This window comes from Pseudoalteromonas sp. SW0106-04 (assembly GCF_001293805.1).
GTDB classification, from domain to species: Bacteria; Pseudomonadota; Gammaproteobacteria; order Enterobacterales; family Alteromonadaceae; genus Pseudoalteromonas; species Pseudoalteromonas ruthenica.
In genome coordinates this window covers 25,894-41,198 of record NZ_BCAI01000016.1, presented here as the reverse complement: position 1 = coordinate 41,198, position 15,305 = coordinate 25,894, and the positions used below count along the sequence as shown (strand labels likewise).

Sequence of the window (15,305 nt, the reverse complement as noted above, 5' to 3'; positions counted from 1 at the left end):
AGAGTTGTCTCTGTATTAACTACACTGCTAACAGAACCCACAGGGAAGGACAAGCTAAGATGAAACGCTTCACTATCACAGCTATCTTGCTGCTCATTGGTGGCTGCGCGCAACAGCCCCGCTCAGATGATGTTAATGTACTCACCAAGGCGTGTGTTGGTAGCACTGCACTGCCAGCGCAGTGGCAAGGCCAGTTTCGCGCGGTCGACAACCCCGAACTACTGCAATCGGCGCTGGGTGAGCCACAACAAGGAAAGCTCTGTCAAGGTCAGGTGTATGAAAGCACACAGCCTACGGCAGTGATTTTGTACCGCGCTTATAACAGCACTAACCCAAATAGCCGCTTTGGGAGCTGGTGGGCATGGGCAAAACCCAGTGGCACGGTCAGCGAATATCGCGCCAACTATGAAATTTGCTACCAATGGTCGCCGCTAGATAAATTAGTACGCTGTGAGCTTAAACCCGGCGTACAAGTGGTGGTGGGCAATGGCCAAAGTGCACAATGCTCTGAGTATTTGCGCTATGACGTATCGGCGGTGCAGCAAGTTTTTATAGCCGATGCCGGTGACGCTGTGCACAATTGCAGTGATTTCAATGCCGTAATGCAGTGGCAGCCGATACAAAGGTAAGGGGTCATAGTAAAGAGAAAAGGATAACATCAGCCTAGAGTATAGGTCTTGGTTGTTATCCTTTTGCTTACAAAAGACATGTGTTATTTATTTAAAATGAGAGTTTATTTTTAAATTAACAACACTGAGGCCTTTAATTATTTAATCCACAATACAACCCAAGTAATAGCTATTATAAATGGGTCGAAGTTGAGATTTTTTGGTGCTGTTATGATGCAAAGCCTCTTTCAATATCACGGAACGTCCATTGTCCTTTAGCGTCGGCAATATCAATAAGCTCACAGGCTTTTTTGTTCCATGCGGCGAGACAAGCAATGTAGTTGGTTAGTTGATAGTAGGCGCGATCTGGGGCATCAGGGCGAATTCGTGATACCGAGTAAGCAGAGTAGGTCGCACCGCTGCCAAGCCAAGTGACGATGGATGAAGCAACGCCTCCACCTGGTACAACAAAGCCTGCGGTGGTGGTTACTAGACCCAAAATAGTCGCTGCTTTTTCAACACCGTGTCCCGCTTTGGTAATGTCGTCACTGAGAATAGGGTGTAATAACGCGAGCAGGTTAGTGGCTTGCGGTTGGTGGCTCGCTACGGCAACATCATCGGAGGTTTTTGGAGCGTTGCCAGGTGCAGAGCTGCCGCCGCGCATAGCAGGCAATAAGGTGTTAAAAGCTTTCTGACTGTTATTACTGGCGGAGAAGGTCACTGATTGCGTACTTAAGCCTCCGGCTTTTACGCGCTTTTGATCTTTAGGTGTAATAGTGGATTTGTAGGTGCGTTGCAAGCGACGATAAACAGCAGCGCTGCACTGAGTCATCTGTATCGCTAATGCGGCTTGGTCTTTAAATTCACGGCCTATGGCACGTTCAGCCAGCTTAGTTAACTGAGCTTTTTTCTTTTGCACCAGTTGTCCCACGATAATATCCATAAAATATATCCTTATAAAAATATAAAACGCGATGAATATTATCATGAGTTTATGGGGGTGGATATTTAAATTGTTAGCTATCTTATTCTCGTTTTATGAAGCCGGCCTTAGTACCTGAGGAGTATCACCAGTGCGCTCAGTTTGCTGGCGATACATGCTTAGTTCACGTTTTGACTATTACACTGAGCGTTTAGTAGCAAGGAGAGAGCAGTATGTTCAGAAGTGTCATTGCCGTGGTGTTATTAGTTGTTTTATCAGGCTGCGCCAATCACTTGCCTGCTGAAAAAGGAGCTGTGCAGCAGGGTCTCGCGTCTTATTATCATGATAAGTACCATGGGCGCACTACCGCTAGCGGCGAGCGTTTTGAGCAAACAGCTCTGAGTGCAGCCCACCGGAACCTTCCTTTCGGTAGCAAAGTAAAAGTCACCAATATCAATAATGGGCGCTCAGTTGTAGTACGGATAAATGACAGAGGCCCGTTTGTTTCAGGGCGCATCATAGACTTGAGCCGTCGCGCATTTAAGCACATCAGCAATTTGTCTGCCGGCGTGATTGCGGTAGAGGTAGAAGTGCTCAGTGAGCCCTAAGCGGTGGTAAACTCACTATAACCCTGTACATCAACCTCCTTGTGGTTGAGCTGCTCAACGTGAGCCGTTTGCGGGCCCTGCTCTAACCAAGTAAGTAAGGAAGTTAATGCTGCCTTATCCCCCTCTGCGTGGACTTCAACGCGACCATCATCAAGATTTTTGGCGTAACCAGCAATATTGAGAGCCTGTGCTTGGCGGGCAGTGTTAGCACGGAAATACACGCCCTGAACTTTGCCAACTACCCAAGCTCGAAATGCGTATGTCATCATCTCTCCTCAAAAAAGGCGGCTACGCCGCCTAACGAATCATTAATGAACTTTCTTAAGGTAGTCTAGAATTTGTCCCTCATTAGCGCCAATCACATCTTTAGCGAGGGTTTTATCTATCAGTTCGGTGGTGTGTTTATTGAGCTCACCGCGTAGCTTGCCTAAAAAGCCCGACTCAGCAATCAGTTCGATACGATATACTTTGTCGTTTTTACGTTTGTCGTCAAGCCACTTGGCAATATCTGCGGCAAAGCGTTGCGCTTCTATATCAACCGCATCTTTTCGACTCATGGCATCGACACCTTGCACTTGCTTTGCCGGGGCGCTTTGACGGCCCGCACGGTCAGTATAAATATCTTGCTCGCCTGAGCGTGCGAAGGGGTTTGACCAATGGGCTTGCAGCTCAAGCTCGGTGGAATGATTACGTAAGGCAAAAATTTGTGCTTCACTGTGGTTGGCAACCACCACATAAGAACGACCAATCATATCAATCTCCTTTTTTGCGAGCCAAAAACTTGGCCCTTACTATAGAGCTTGGAATGGATGAGGAGTTTTTCAACCCTAAGAAGTAAAGATTGTTGTTTTTCTCCGGCTGTGTTCAACTTAAACTGATTTATGAATAACTTAGCCCTTTAATGAGATGTGGGTGCCGATACATGGCATACACTTAGGAGAGACAATGACAGGGAAACGAGGTACAGGGAGTTGGCTTTTTGGGGCCGCGCTCATCATAGCCATGCCGGTTGCGGCAGAGCCAAGCTTCAGTGAGCAGTTAGTCAGTGCCGCTAACGAGCGGACTCAAGCGGACGTGACCTATGATGGTCGCTATATTGCTATTGATTACCCTGGGGGGGATGTTCCTGCTGGGATTGGTGTATGTACGGATGTAGTGATACGCAGTTATCGAGCCTTAGGCATCGATCTGCAGCAGTTGGTGCATGAGGATATGGAGCGCAACTTTGATGCCTATCCATCCCAGAGAATTTGGGGGTTAACTCGCCCGGACAGCAATATTGACCATCGTCGCGTGCCAAATTTACGTGCTTTTTTTACTCGTCACGGACAGAGTCTGAGAGTGAGTGATAACGGTAACAATTATAAACCCGGTGATATTGTTTCATGGATGCTACCAGGAAACTTGCCGCATATTGGTATTGTCAGCGAGCAACGCAATGAGCTGGGACAGCCTTTAATTATTCATAATATTGGCGCTGGCCCGCAAGTGACAGATATTCTTTTTCAGTACCCTATTACCGGTCATTATCGCTATGGCGGTGGCGGCCTTGCTGAATAACGAGCACAAAAAAAGCCGCTCTTGAGCGGCTTTTCTTTATTATTGAAAGCTTACACTACGCCGCGAGGTAGGCGACAGTCGTGATCTTTCTCTGCCAGTTGCTTAATCCAAAGCTCTTCTGCGGTGTAACCTTCTTCATTAGGTTTAGCCACAGTGAATGCTGCTTTCTTCTCAGCTGGTTTTGCCTTAGGAGCGGCTTTCTTAGTCGTTGTTTTCTTGCTCGCTTTGGCCGGTGCTTTGGTCTCTGCTTTGGCGACTTCTTCTGTTTTACCAGAAGTGAGTTCTTCAGTTAGCGCAGCTACATCGGCAAGGCGCATGTTCTTTCCGCCGTCAATGCTATACCAGCCAGGCTTAGTGGTGATTTCTGGCTTTTTGCCATGGGCTGCTTCATAGGCAGCTTCAAAAGCAGCTAACACTTCTGTTTTGTCTAGTTTACTCATCAAAAGGTCCTAGTCGTTAACGCAGGTTAATTTTATTACAAGTTTATAGTTATACCCATTTGCGCTGAGTTTTTCAATTTTTTGTGCCTAAACACCGAATTTTCTTTATTTTTACCGGTGTTCACGGGACAATTTGGGAATATTTGTGGTTAACAGGGGGTAATATGCACCGTAAAGAGCTCGCACAGATCCTTGAACAAACATTAATGGCACAGCCAATCAAAGATTTTTGCCCCAATGGGCTGCAGGTTGAAGGGCGTGCGCACATCAAGAAGGTGGTCACGGGTGTGACTGCGAGTCAGGCACTGGTTGATAAAGCCGTGGCTCTCGAAGCTGATGCATTAATTGTTCATCATGGCTATTTTTGGAAGGGTGAATCACAAGCCATTACCGGTATGAAAAAGCGCCGCATTGAGGCGCTGCTCAGCGCCGGTATCAATCTGTTTGCGTATCATTTGCCTTTGGATATCCACCCCCAGCTAGGCAACAATGCACAGCTAGCACAGTTGTTGGATATTGAAATTCAAGGGCCCATGGAAAGTGGCCCAAGTAGTGTGCCGGTATGGGGGCGTTTGCGCACGCCGCTGTCTGGGCAGGCTTTTGCTGATAAAATTGCCAAGGTCTTATCCCGTACGCCGCTGGCTTCTGTGGTACGCGATGAGGTAATTGAAACTGTTGGTTTGTGCACCGGCGGCGGGCAAGGCTATATAGATTTGGCGGCGAGTCTGGGGCTGGATGCGTATCTAACCGGAGAAGCTTCGGAGCAAACTATTCATAGCTCCCGAGAGCAAGGAGTGGATTTCTTCGCAGCCGGGCACCATGCCACTGAGCGCTATGGCGCCAAAGCCCTAGGTGAATTTTTAGCGCGTGAGCATCATCTGGATGTCACCTTTATCGATATTGATAATCCAGTATAGCCACGGTTATTGCTGCGCCAGCATGTTGTGCAACAATTGCTGCAAGAGATAGCGGCGGTCGGTGGCGCTGTAGCGTGCCTGCAGATATAAAAACATGGTTTGGGTGTCTGTGTGCTCTCCTAATGTTTGCCAGATACTATCAAGATAGTGAGTTGTTAAGGTCTCGGGAATGGGCAGCGGCTGCTTAGCAAACCCCAAGGCAAGCAGCTGCGCGAGTTTATCGTTGGCCTCACTAAAGTGTTGCTCAATGCGTTGCAGCTCCTCATTGAGTTGCTGCTCTGCTTTACTCAAGGTGGCGGCAACGAAAGCCCGTTTGCCTTTGCGTTTACTGCGACTATGGCTTTGTACGGATGGATCTTGATAGCCATCGTCGCAGGCTTCAATCAGCCCGCGTAATGAACTCAGTGTACTGACTAAAGGGCTGCGCAAAGGTGCTAGCTTGACTTCCGTGTTTTTCAACCATTGCGCAGCATCAACAACATAGCTGGACTCCTGCGCCAGGTATTTGTCACTGAGTGCGGGTAACAACATTAATTGTGTGATAATGGTTTCTTTGAGAACGGATTGCATGGCCGTTACTCCGGCATCAGTTTGTTCTTGGTCTGGCCGTTCTCAAGGCCTGTGGCCCATTCTAAGCCTTCTTCACGAATGGTAATGTTAAGACGAATGCTGTTCTGAGGTGTGGCGGTTTCTTTTACTTCGGAGCTGACCACGCTGGTTTTTATCGCAGGTGGAGTGGAGCGCGATTTTAAGGCGATAGCGGAAACATTGTGACGCACCTGCTTATTCACCGCACTGAGACGCTCAAATGGTACTTCTTTATCGGAGCCGCTTTTTTTCAGGGCTTTTTGAAAGGCTTCGTCAACGGCTCTTACCATACTCTCTTTGCTGATCCGCACATCTCCGTTACGTTGGCGCTCTGTTACTTTATCCAATGCGGCACGGGCTTCTCTGTCGAAATTGTGTTGAAAGCTTTTCGTACGACTGAGAATATCTTCGTCATCGAGTGCTTGGTTAAAGTGGCTCATCAAGGCTTTGTGAACATTGGCGGGGCTGTCTAATTCGGCATTTTTAGCCGGTATGTGCTGATTAATGGTCAGTGGCATATCTATGGTCAGCTCAGGGACGCGCACCCGAGGTAGACTCATGCCCTCAAGTAAGGGGTGGTCTTTGTAATATTCGGCTACGGCGGCTGTTTCTTCGTCGGCAAGGCGGCGTGCGTGCACTAAGCTTATCATCAGCGATCCTAGCACCTCACTTAATTCACTCATGGCATTTCCCTCTTAGTGAGTTAGATAAGGGGGCGCAGCCTAAGGCTTTGCCCCATAAGTTAGTTAATGTGGCGTTATGCCGCCGATTCCACTTCAGTGATGGAGTTTTCTAAAATGCCTAACAGTTTCTCCGTTCCCGCAGGAAGCTCGTCTTGAACAGCACGAACATTGACAGACAGGCTGTAGGTACGCTCAATTTTCGATGAGCTTGAGCTCGACTTCTTGTACGAGTAGCTGGCGCTGAGTTTAGCCGATACTGGACCCCAGCCTGCTTTCACCGAGAGCTTACTATTGAGCTCATGAGAGGAGGAAGTACTGGACTCCTGTACTGAGTTTATCTTTGCGTTAAAAGCAATAGTGGTCTCTTCAACGCGAATAAATGGAATGGGTAACATGGTTAAGATGGGTACGGTAAGGTCGAATTTCTTCGGCTCTGTGCCGGTCACATTACCATCTCCATCTCGGGTTTCTACGGCCTTCATATAACTGAAGGTGATCATGGTGGGTTCATTGCTGTCAGCGTCAAAGCCGACAGATTTTATAAAATCTACCGAGGTCTGAGCCGATTGCGCTTGAGCGCGCACCACAGCATCAAGGGGGCCGCCAATCATAGATTTAAAATCAATACTCGATAGTTCGTCGCCAATAGCCATACAAATTCTCCTTTTTTTACGGCGCGGTTGAGGCTCGAGTTACACTGCCTACTCGAGATAGATGTGTATAAAAAACACACAAGGTTTATAGTGTATAAAAGGCAAGAGTGATAGTTGTTTTGTTAACTTTATTTTTACCTTTGTCCCTGTTAATTTCTAAGTTGTTCTTTTTAAGGGACTAAAGTGAAGGGGCAGTTGAAATGGTCAGAGCAGTGCGTTTGTGTGCAATGGGGCCAAATTGATCAATCAGCCCCAGCTTTTGCTATTTACGCGTGTTATTTTGTTTACAGGTATTCAAGAAGTGGCGATAGACAGGGTTATCTTTCATTTCTTTTTTCATGGCCAAGTACATGGGGCGATTAAGACCCAATGCACCAAGGGGAATCGATTTTATTAACCCTTGCGCTTCATAGGGGGTAACAAGCCAATCAGGTAGCGCAGCAACCCCCATGCCGGCGCTCACTAATTGGAAAATAAGCAAGCCTTGATCCACGCTTTTCAAGGTGCCATCAAAACGCGCATTTTGGATAAAGTGTTTGAAAATATCTTGGCGCTCGCGAGGAATAGGGTAGGAGATAATGGTTTCGTCTTTTAAATCCAGCGCCGTGACATAGGCTTTATTAGCAAGCTCATGGTCGGGGGCAACGATCAGCTTGAGCTTAAAATCGAATAAATGCACGTACTCTAGGCGCTCTGGGTCACGTATATCCGAGGTTAATACCAGATCTAAATCGCCCTCAAGCAGCTCAGGGATAGCGTCGTAACTAAAACCACGTTCGTAGTCCACGTGAATGTCGGGCCAAAAGTTATTAAATTCTTTAATTGTCGGTAATAACCAGTGAAAACAGGCGTGGCACTCGACGCTCAAGCGTAATTGCGAGATTGGCTGATTTAAGCTCTCTTTCAAACGGCATTTCGCCGCTTCAACTTTTGGTAGTACATCATGCGCAAGCTCTAATAGCAGCATGCCTTGTGGAGTAAATCGCACCGGATGGGTTTTACGCTCAAACAATTGGCAATCGAGTTTGTTTTCTAAGTCTTTGATTTGATGAGAAAGTGCAGATTGAGTTAAAAACAGCTCACGTGCGGTATTCACTAAAGAGCCGGTCTCTTTCAAGGTGGAAATAGTCTTGAGGTGTTTTATATCTATCATCTTTAGTAAATCTCATAAAAATTGTGAGCGGTGCTCAACGTGAATACAGTTTACTGCATCATAATAGACATTTCAAAGTCTAGACGTCCATAATTGATGTATAAAATGTAAACGTAAAGCTAACCATAGATAAATTCCACTATAGCAATAAAAATGACAGCGATGTCATTTAATTTGGCATTTACTTATAATTTTTAGCTATGAATAAAATTCACATTAATGCTGAGAAAGCTGCGTTTGCACAGTGGGGGAGAGGAATCTAATGTTTAGCCATCTATATAGCTAAACGGAGTTTTTGTTATGGCATTAATACATAATCTTGGTTTCCCTCGAATCGGCAAGCAGCGGGCGCTTAAATTTGCCCTTGAGGCATACTGGGCGGGCACCATCGATCAGTCCACATTGCGAGCAAAAGGGGCTGAGATACGCAAGCAAAATTGGGCTTTGCAAGCACAGGCCGGCGTCGAGTTGCTCCCCGTTGGTGATTTTGCATGGTATGACCATGTGCTCGCTACCACGGTGATGGTCGGAGCCGTGCCAGCGCGACATCACAGCTCAGATAGTACCCCCCTCGATACCTTATTTCGTATTGCTCGTGGGCGAGCGCCCTCGGGATGTGCCTGTGCCGCCAGTGAAATGACCAAATGGTTCGATACCAACTATCATTATATTGTGCCCGAGCTCAGCGCCGAGCAGCGCTTTTCGCTGACTGATTCAGAGTTATTTACCCATGTCAGTGAAGCACAGCAACTAGGCCATACACCAAAGCCCGTGCTTATCGGCCCGGTGACCTATTTATATTTAGCCAAATGCGCCGATGAACCTTTTGACAAACTTGCGCTATTACCTCAGTTACTTGAGGTGTATCAGCAGATATTGGACAAACTTGCGGCGCAACAGGTTCAGTGGGTGCAAATTGATGAGCCTATTCTCGCCCTAGAATTGGATGATGCTTATCGCCAAGCCTTGAAAGACAGTTTTACGAGTTTATCTGGACACGGGGTGAAGCTGCTATTGGCCACTTACTTTGATGATGTCAGCCATCATCTTGATGATATTCAAGATTACGCCATCGACGGAGTACATTTTGATTGGCTGGCGAGCACGGTGGATATACAGGCTTTAGATAAGGCCGTAGGCAATGAGCGAGTGTTGTCCTTAGGGGTTGTTAATGGACGTAACGTTTGGCGTGCGGATTTATCCTCGTTGCATGCACAATTACATCCTATTGCTGAGCAGCGGGACGAGATGTTGTGGATAGCCCCTTCATGTTCATTGCTTCACACTCCGGTAGATTTACAGCAGGAGCAGCAGCTCGACAGTGAATTAAAAAGCTGGTTGGCTTTTGCAACACAAAAGTGTCAAGAGCTGCAGCTGTTACGTCATGCACTGCATAGCAGCGACACCACTGCCATTGATCGCTACAGTGCTGCGGTTAAGGCTCGGCAGAGCTCAACGCGAGTGAATAACAAGAGGGTACAACAAAGCGTTGCGGCGCTCAGTGCGCAAGACGCACAGCGACAAAGTGCGTTTTCTAAGCGGGTGAAAACCCAGCGCCAAGCCTTGCAACTGCCACTATTACCGACCACCACTATCGGCTCTTTCCCGCAGACCCAAGCGATTCGCCAAGCGCGGCGGGATTTTAAAAATGGTACTTTAGACTCCCAGGCGTATCACACGCAAATGGAAGCTGAAATTCGCTACGTCATTGAAGAGCAACAAGCGCTTGGGTTGGACGTGCTGGTGCATGGCGAAGCTGAGCGTAACGATATGGTCGAGTATTTTGGTGAACTGCTCGAGGGTGTATCCTTTACTCAGTTTGGCTGGGTGCAAAGCTACGGCTCGCGCTGTGTGAAGCCACCGATCATTTGGGGTGATGTGGCCCGTTCGCAACCAATGACTGTGCATTGGAGCCGCTATGCGCAGTCACTTACAAAAAAACCGGTGAAGGGCATGTTAACTGGGCCGGTGACGATTCTATCTTGGTCTTTTGTGCGTGATGACTTAGACAACCCCACTATCGCCAAACAAATCGCGGTAGCGCTGCGTGACGAGGTTGTGGATTTGCAAAATGCGGGCATTGGCATTATTCAAATTGATGAGCCTGCTTTTCGTGAGCGCATGCCGTTAAAAACAAGTCATTGGCAAGATTACTTGGATTGGGCGACTTATGCATTTCGCGTCGCTGCCAGCGGCGCCGAGGATAAAACTCAGATTCATACCCATATGTGTTACAGTGAATTCAATGACATTATTGGCGCAATTGCTGATATGGATGCCGATGTCATCACCATTGAAACGTCCCGTTCTCATATGGAGTTACTGAACGCCTTTGAACACTTTGATTACCCCAATGAAATAGGGCCGGGTGTGTATGATATTCACACTCCTAATGTGCCCGATGTTGCGTCGATAAAGACCTTAATTCACAAAGCTGCACAGAAAATACCTGTTGAGCGATTATGGGTTAACCCTGACTGCGGTTTGAAAACGCGACAATGGCAAGAAACCCGAGCCGCGCTTTATCACATGGTCGAGGCCGCAAAGGAGTTACGACAAGAGCTGAACTAAATTAAGCTCACTGTAGCGGGGTGGGCCCAGGCACCCCCCGCTCAGCCTAGGTATTACCCCGCAGACTGCTTTACTTTCCCTTGTATCCCCCCTAAGATCAGACAAATTTTTCAGTGGATAAGAGCAATGACAAGTACCCCGCAACGTATTACCCTCACTCGTCCTGACGATTGGCACATTCACCTACGCGATGGTGAACAGCTAAAAGATACCGTGCGTGATGCGAGCCGCTATATTGGCCGCGCGATTATTATGCCTAACCTAGTGCCACCTGCGACCTGTACCGAGACGGCATTAGCCTATCGTGAACGGATCATGGCGGCAGGTCCTAGCGCGCAATTTGAACCATTAATGGTACTTTATCTCACTGATAACACCACGCCTGAAGAAATTCGCAAAGCGAAAGCCAGCGGTAAAATTGTCGCGGCTAAATTGTATCCTGCTGGCGCGACCACCAACTCGGCTTCAGGAGTGACGGATGTTGAAAACATCTATCCTGTGCTTGAGGCAATGCAAGAAGTCGGCATGCTGCTTTTGGTGCATGGTGAGGTGACCGACTCCAGCATCGATATTTTTGACCGTGAAAAAGTGTTTATCGAAACCAAACTGAAAAAAGTGGTCTCTGATTTCCCTGAATTGAAAGTGGTGCTCGAGCACATTACCACCCGCGATGCCGTGGAGTTTGTACGCTCAGCATCAACCAATGTGGCAGCAACGATTACGGCTCACCATCTACTATATAACCGCAATCATATGTTGGCTGGTGGAATTCGCCCGCATTACTATTGTTTACCGATTCTTAAGCGTAATACCCATCAACAAGCCTTGATTGAAGCGGCTACCAGTGGCAGCGCGAAATTTTTTATGGGCACCGATTCGGCCCCGCATTTAAAAGATAAAAAAGAAGCATCCTGTGGCTGTGCCGGCGCCTATACCGCCCATGCTTCATTGGAGCTATATGCAGAAGCGTTTGAGCAAGCCGATGCGATGGATAAACTAGAAGGCTTTGCCAGTCATTTTGGTCCTGACTTTTACGGCCTTGCGCGCAACAGCGATACTATTACGTTGGTGCGTGAACCCTGGCAAGTGCCTGAAAGTTATCCACTTGCCGATGACAAAGTGATCCCTATCTGCGCCGGTGAAACACTTAACTGGCAGGTTAAGGACTAAGAGTTTAAAGCCCGGTTTGATACCGGGCTTTTTATTGGCTACCCGGGCAAGCAATGTCAGCTGCGCTGTTACTTTGATCTGCGTCAATAGCCGCTTCGCTGAGACGGTTCTGCGGACAATTGTCCTTATGAATTATGGTGGCTTTGACTAAGCTCTGGCGCTAAAATTAAGCATGTTTTTCGTGCTTAGCGCTACAACGAACAGGTGAAATTTACCATGCACTTACCTACAGTGGACTATCAGTCGCCCAACGCTCCAGCTGAATTTGTCGAGTCTCTTCGCAATACCGGCTTTGGGGTATTGACGAACCATCCGATCCCGCAGTCTTTAGTGGAATCAATTTATGAAAATTGGCAGGCTTTTTTCAACTCTGAGCAAAAGCACGAGTTTTTATATGATAAGACTACACAAGACGGATACTTTCCACCGGAAGTAAGTGAAGTAGCCAAAGGCTTCAATGTTAAAGACATTAAAGAGTATTACCACGTTTACCCTAAAGGTCGCGTCCCGGCACAACTAGAAGAGCAAATTCGTGAGTATTACCGACTTGCTAATGAGTTTGCTAGCGAGCTATTGAGCTGGGTGCAGGCGCACGCACCAGAAGAAGTACAAAAACGTTTCTCCATTGATCTTAAAGACATGATCAAGGACTCTGAGCAAACTTTACTGCGTATACTTCATTATCCGCCAATGACCGGTGACGAAGAGCCGGGTGCTATTCGCGCGGCGGCGCATGGCGATATTAACCTATTAACGGTTTTACCTGCAGCGAACGAGCCTGGCTTACAGGTGCAAACTAAAGAGGGTGGTTGGTTAGATGTGCCAAGTGACTTCGGTAATCTGATCATCAACATTGGTGATATGCTGCAAGAAGCATCAGGTGATTACTTCCCTTCGACCATTCACCGCGTTATTAACCCGACGGGGAAAGCATCAACGAAATCACGTATTTCACTGCCACTGTTTTTGCATCCGCGCCCGGATGTGGTGCTCTCCGAGCGCTATACAGCAGATAGCTACTTACAAGAGCGCTTACGAGAGCTTGGTGTAAAGTAACTAGAAAAAGCCCGCATTTGCGGGCTTTTTTCATTTTCAGCCCCTAAACCACCTACTTCAGTAGGTGGTTATCATCAATTTAGGCTTGGCCTGAAAAAGCTACCCATGTTAATTGCTCTTTTGATTTTTAGCGAAGTCAAAGGACAAGAAACATGAGTAGATACGAGAAAGCATCGCATGTGTATTGGCGATGTCAATATCATATAGTTTGGACCCCAAAATACCGTTTCAGAATACTGAAGAACAAGGTAGGTAAAGATGTCTATCGCTGTATTCACGTATACAGTGAGCAACTTGGTTGTAAAGTGGTAGAGCTCAATGTGCAGTTAGACCATGTTCATTTGGTTATCAAGGTCCCACCGAAGTTATCGATATCGAGCCTGATGGGAGCACTCAAAGGTAAAATAGCACTAAAGCTATTTAGTAAATATCCTTACTTGAGAAAAAATAAGATGTGGGGAACCATTTTTGGCAACGAGGATACTTTGTCGATACGGTTGGAATAAATGAAGAGGTAATAAGGCGTTACGTCAGGCATCAAGAGAAAGAAGAGAAGCAAGAGCAAGCCCAATTAACGCTGGAGTAAACAACGCCCCCTTTGAGGGGGCATTCACAAAGCCACCTTCTTCAGAAGGTGGATTCTTTACTATAGGGTGTTTAACAAAGCGCGGGTAGCGAGGCCGATGGCCAATGTTAAGGTGACACTTAATAAGGTGCCCAGCATCACGTATTCGGTCAGGTGCTTTTCTTTGCTATTGGTCAAATCGCCAAAGCGAAACACCGATTTAGCCGCTAACACAAAACCGACACCAGCGAGTTCATCAATCAGTACAAAGGTGAGCATCAGCACGCGCTCAAGTACGCCAATACTATGACCCGCCTGTGGCAGCTGTTGCTCATTATGGCTACAAGGTAGCTGCCAGCGTTCCAATAACATGCGAATAGCCACAGAGCAGGGGTTTAAAACCAAGGCATAGGCAAGCAGCGTTACCCATAATGATTGTCTACTCAGCCCCTGACTCGCCCATTGTGTGAGGGTATCTGCATCACTGAGCCACAGGCACAGCGAAATGATCACGATTATGTGTGCGAACTGATCAACCACAAAGGGTATAATACCGCCTCGAGTATAGGACTTTCCTACATCAATGAGCCAATGGCTGAGCATAATACTCAACGTAGCCAGCAACACGCCCGGCCACTCACCCAAGCCGTAAATGTGCTCCCACGCAATAAGCACGGTGGCCGATAGCACGCCGTGAACTAACACATGCAGTGCTAATTTGGTTGATTTATAGTGGTAAGTGTTGCGATTGTGCACCCAGTGCATTGGTTGCAAATAAAAATCGGCAATAAAGTGCGCTAATAATAGCGCCAATAGAAGTGCTATTTGCTCATCCATAAGCATGTTCCTTTGCGGCTACGGCTATAAATTCATCAACGAGGTGGTAGTTGCCAGCGTTAAGTAGCTTGGTGGCGTTTTCTCTTGAAGTTTCAAGCTCTTTGGCTATGGTTGCATGGTCATTATTACGTAACCAATGGTACAAATACAAGGCTTGTGCTTGTTTGGCACTGGTGTGACTGATCAGGTTATCTATAAAGCGAATATTCAATACAAAACTTGGGCTCATGTCTATTTGGTGTAGACTAAGACGTAGACGCATATTTTTTATATTATCTAAGCCCGTCCCCGAGAGGAGTAGCGCTGGACCGGTGGCGGTTTTTATGTCTTTGCGGTAGTTATCTATCGGGCCCCATGCCTCACTAATGCGTGCGTCCAGAGCTCGGGCACGTAAAAACAACCGCAGCATAATGCTGGCTAGCAAAGGGGTGGGGCTTTGGCTAAGAATACATTGGAAGGCATCACCGCGATAAATGCTAAAGTCGCCATCGAAGCGTTCACAGATAGCGCGTAGCCCTTGCTCTAGGCTATATAATGCATTGTCATAGTCGTCACTGCTTAGCTTACGAGAGTCGACGAGATCACCGCTTAACACAGTGTAATAAGAAGGTGTTTGGGGCATAAAGGAACTCTCAGTGGTTACATTTGGTTAAGTAACTAATTAAAGTTACATGTACTTAGGTAACTCAATATAGTTACATAAACCCGTTGATGCAAGGAAACACACGCAAGTTGAGCGGTAAGTCATATGGCAGGAATTATTTATTCTATTATTCTCGATTGATGGAACTAATGAATTCATATATGCTGATGTCTTAGCTATCCTGCTAGAATTAAGAAAAGACCAATAAAAACAAAGTAGTAACCTAGTGAACAGAATTAATTAGGGAAAATTTAAAAAAATTAATGACAACGCTGTCATTAATTGTGTAACATAATTTCAACATGGGTTGAGGAAGAGCATACGCGCTACA

General features: G+C 46.9%; 17 protein-coding genes and 1 pseudogene. 8 read left to right on the top strand and 10 right to left on the bottom strand.

What is annotated here, in order from left to right; genetic code table 11:
* Positions 1-59 precede the first annotated feature (59 nt).
* Complete coding sequence (locus W04_RS16015) at positions 60-629, top strand: hypothetical protein (protein ID WP_053911574.1); 570 nt, start codon at positions 60-62, stop codon at positions 627-629.
* A gap of 208 nt (positions 630-837) precedes the next feature.
* Here W04_RS16015 and W04_RS16010 read toward each other — a convergent pair whose 3' ends face one another.
* Positions 838-1,551 (bottom strand): hypothetical protein, encoded by a 714-nt coding sequence (locus tag W04_RS16010; protein WP_022945871.1) that lies wholly within the window; start codon positions 1,549-1,551, stop codon positions 838-840.
* A 212-nt stretch (positions 1,552-1,763) separates the two neighbouring features.
* On the opposite strand from W04_RS16010, the gene W04_RS16005 reads away from it, so the two are divergent.
* Positions 1,764-2,138: a septal ring lytic transglycosylase RlpA family protein gene (locus tag W04_RS16005; RefSeq protein WP_053911573.1), complete on the top strand. Its 375-nt coding sequence runs from the start codon at positions 1,764-1,766 to the stop codon at positions 2,136-2,138.
* Here the strand turns inward: W04_RS16005 and W04_RS16000 are convergent.
* Together W04_RS16000 and W04_RS15995 are read right to left on the bottom strand one after the other, a co-directional pair.
* Positions 2,135-2,404: an acylphosphatase gene (locus tag W04_RS16000; RefSeq protein ID WP_157576498.1), complete on the bottom strand. Its 270-nt coding sequence runs from the start codon at positions 2,402-2,404 to the stop codon at positions 2,135-2,137. The genes W04_RS16005 and W04_RS16000 overlap by 4 nt on opposite strands.
* A 42-nt stretch (positions 2,405-2,446) precedes the next feature.
* Positions 2,447-2,890, bottom strand: coding sequence for a host attachment family protein (locus W04_RS15995; protein WP_053911571.1), 444 nt, complete (start codon positions 2,888-2,890; stop codon positions 2,447-2,449).
* Positions 2,891-3,140: 250 nt separating this feature from the next.
* Here W04_RS15995 and W04_RS15990 point away from each other — a divergent pair, with 250 nt between their 5' ends.
* Positions 3,141-3,698 (top strand): DUF1287 domain-containing protein, encoded by a 558-nt coding sequence (locus tag W04_RS15990; protein ID WP_053911600.1) that lies wholly within the window; start codon positions 3,141-3,143, stop codon positions 3,696-3,698.
* Between the two features lie 50 nt (positions 3,699-3,748).
* Here the strand turns inward: W04_RS15990 and W04_RS15985 are convergent, their stop codons facing one another.
* The gene (locus W04_RS15985; protein ID WP_022945876.1) at positions 3,749-4,138 is read right to left on the bottom strand and encodes a hypothetical protein; all 390 of its coding nucleotides are present in this window, start codon (positions 4,136-4,138) and stop codon (positions 3,749-3,751) included.
* Between the two features lie 164 nt (positions 4,139-4,302).
* Here W04_RS15985 and W04_RS15980 point away from each other — a divergent pair, with 164 nt between their 5' ends.
* Positions 4,303-5,055, top strand: coding sequence for a Nif3-like dinuclear metal center hexameric protein (locus W04_RS15980; RefSeq protein ID WP_053911570.1), 753 nt, complete (start codon positions 4,303-4,305; stop codon positions 5,053-5,055).
* Positions 5,056-5,061: 6 nt separating this feature from the next.
* On the opposite strand, the gene W04_RS15975 is transcribed toward W04_RS15980, so the two are convergent.
* From W04_RS15975 to W04_RS15960, 4 genes are all read right to left on the bottom strand, one after another.
* Positions 5,062-5,625: a hypothetical protein gene (locus tag W04_RS15975; RefSeq protein WP_053911569.1), complete on the bottom strand. Its 564-nt coding sequence runs from the start codon at positions 5,623-5,625 to the stop codon at positions 5,062-5,064.
* Between the two features lie 5 nt (positions 5,626-5,630).
* On the bottom strand, positions 5,631-6,326 hold the full coding sequence (locus tag W04_RS15970) for a hypothetical protein (protein WP_022945879.1): 696 nt from the start codon (positions 6,324-6,326) through the stop codon (positions 5,631-5,633).
* Between the two features lie 74 nt (positions 6,327-6,400).
* The gene (locus tag W04_RS15965) at positions 6,401-6,979 is read right to left on the bottom strand and encodes a DUF2589 domain-containing protein (RefSeq protein WP_022945880.1); all 579 of its coding nucleotides are present in this window, start codon (positions 6,977-6,979) and stop codon (positions 6,401-6,403) included.
* Positions 6,980-7,241: 262 nt separating this feature from the next.
* Complete coding sequence (locus tag W04_RS15960) at positions 7,242-8,132, bottom strand: LysR family transcriptional regulator (protein WP_045978077.1); 891 nt, start codon at positions 8,130-8,132, stop codon at positions 7,242-7,244.
* Between the two features lie 300 nt (positions 8,133-8,432).
* Here W04_RS15960 and metE point away from each other — a divergent pair, with 300 nt between their 5' ends.
* The 4 genes and pseudogenes from metE to tnpA all read left to right on the top strand — a co-directional run bounded on the left by metE (position 8,433) and on the right by tnpA (position 13,515).
* Positions 8,433-10,703: a 5-methyltetrahydropteroyltriglutamate--homocysteine S-methyltransferase gene (gene metE / locus W04_RS15955; protein WP_053911568.1), complete on the top strand. Its 2,271-nt coding sequence runs from the start codon at positions 8,433-8,435 to the stop codon at positions 10,701-10,703.
* A 126-nt stretch (positions 10,704-10,829) separates the two neighbouring features.
* Positions 10,830-11,873 (top strand): dihydroorotase, encoded by a 1,044-nt coding sequence (gene pyrC, locus W04_RS15950; RefSeq protein ID WP_022945883.1) that lies wholly within the window; start codon positions 10,830-10,832, stop codon positions 11,871-11,873.
* 216 nt (positions 11,874-12,089) lie between these two features.
* On the top strand, positions 12,090-12,929 hold the full coding sequence (locus W04_RS15945; RefSeq protein WP_045978074.1) for an isopenicillin N synthase family oxygenase: 840 nt from the start codon (positions 12,090-12,092) through the stop codon (positions 12,927-12,929).
* A gap of 152 nt (positions 12,930-13,081) precedes the next feature.
* Positions 13,082-13,515, top strand: a pseudogene (tnpA, locus tag W04_RS15940) (IS200/IS605 family transposase).
* Positions 13,516-13,575: 60 nt separating this feature from the next.
* Here the strand turns inward: tnpA and W04_RS15935 are convergent.
* Together W04_RS15935 and W04_RS15930 are read right to left on the bottom strand one after the other, a co-directional pair.
* Positions 13,576-14,331: a DUF3307 domain-containing protein gene (locus W04_RS15935; RefSeq protein ID WP_157576495.1), complete on the bottom strand. Its 756-nt coding sequence runs from the start codon at positions 14,329-14,331 to the stop codon at positions 13,576-13,578.
* Positions 14,324-14,953 carry a hypothetical protein gene (locus W04_RS15930; RefSeq protein WP_022945886.1) on the bottom strand — a complete coding sequence of 210 codons (630 nt, stop codon included), beginning with the start codon at positions 14,951-14,953 and terminating at the stop codon, positions 14,324-14,326. The genes W04_RS15935 and W04_RS15930 overlap by 8 nt, the downstream gene beginning before the upstream one ends.
* Between the last annotated feature and the right edge of the window lie 352 nt (positions 14,954-15,305).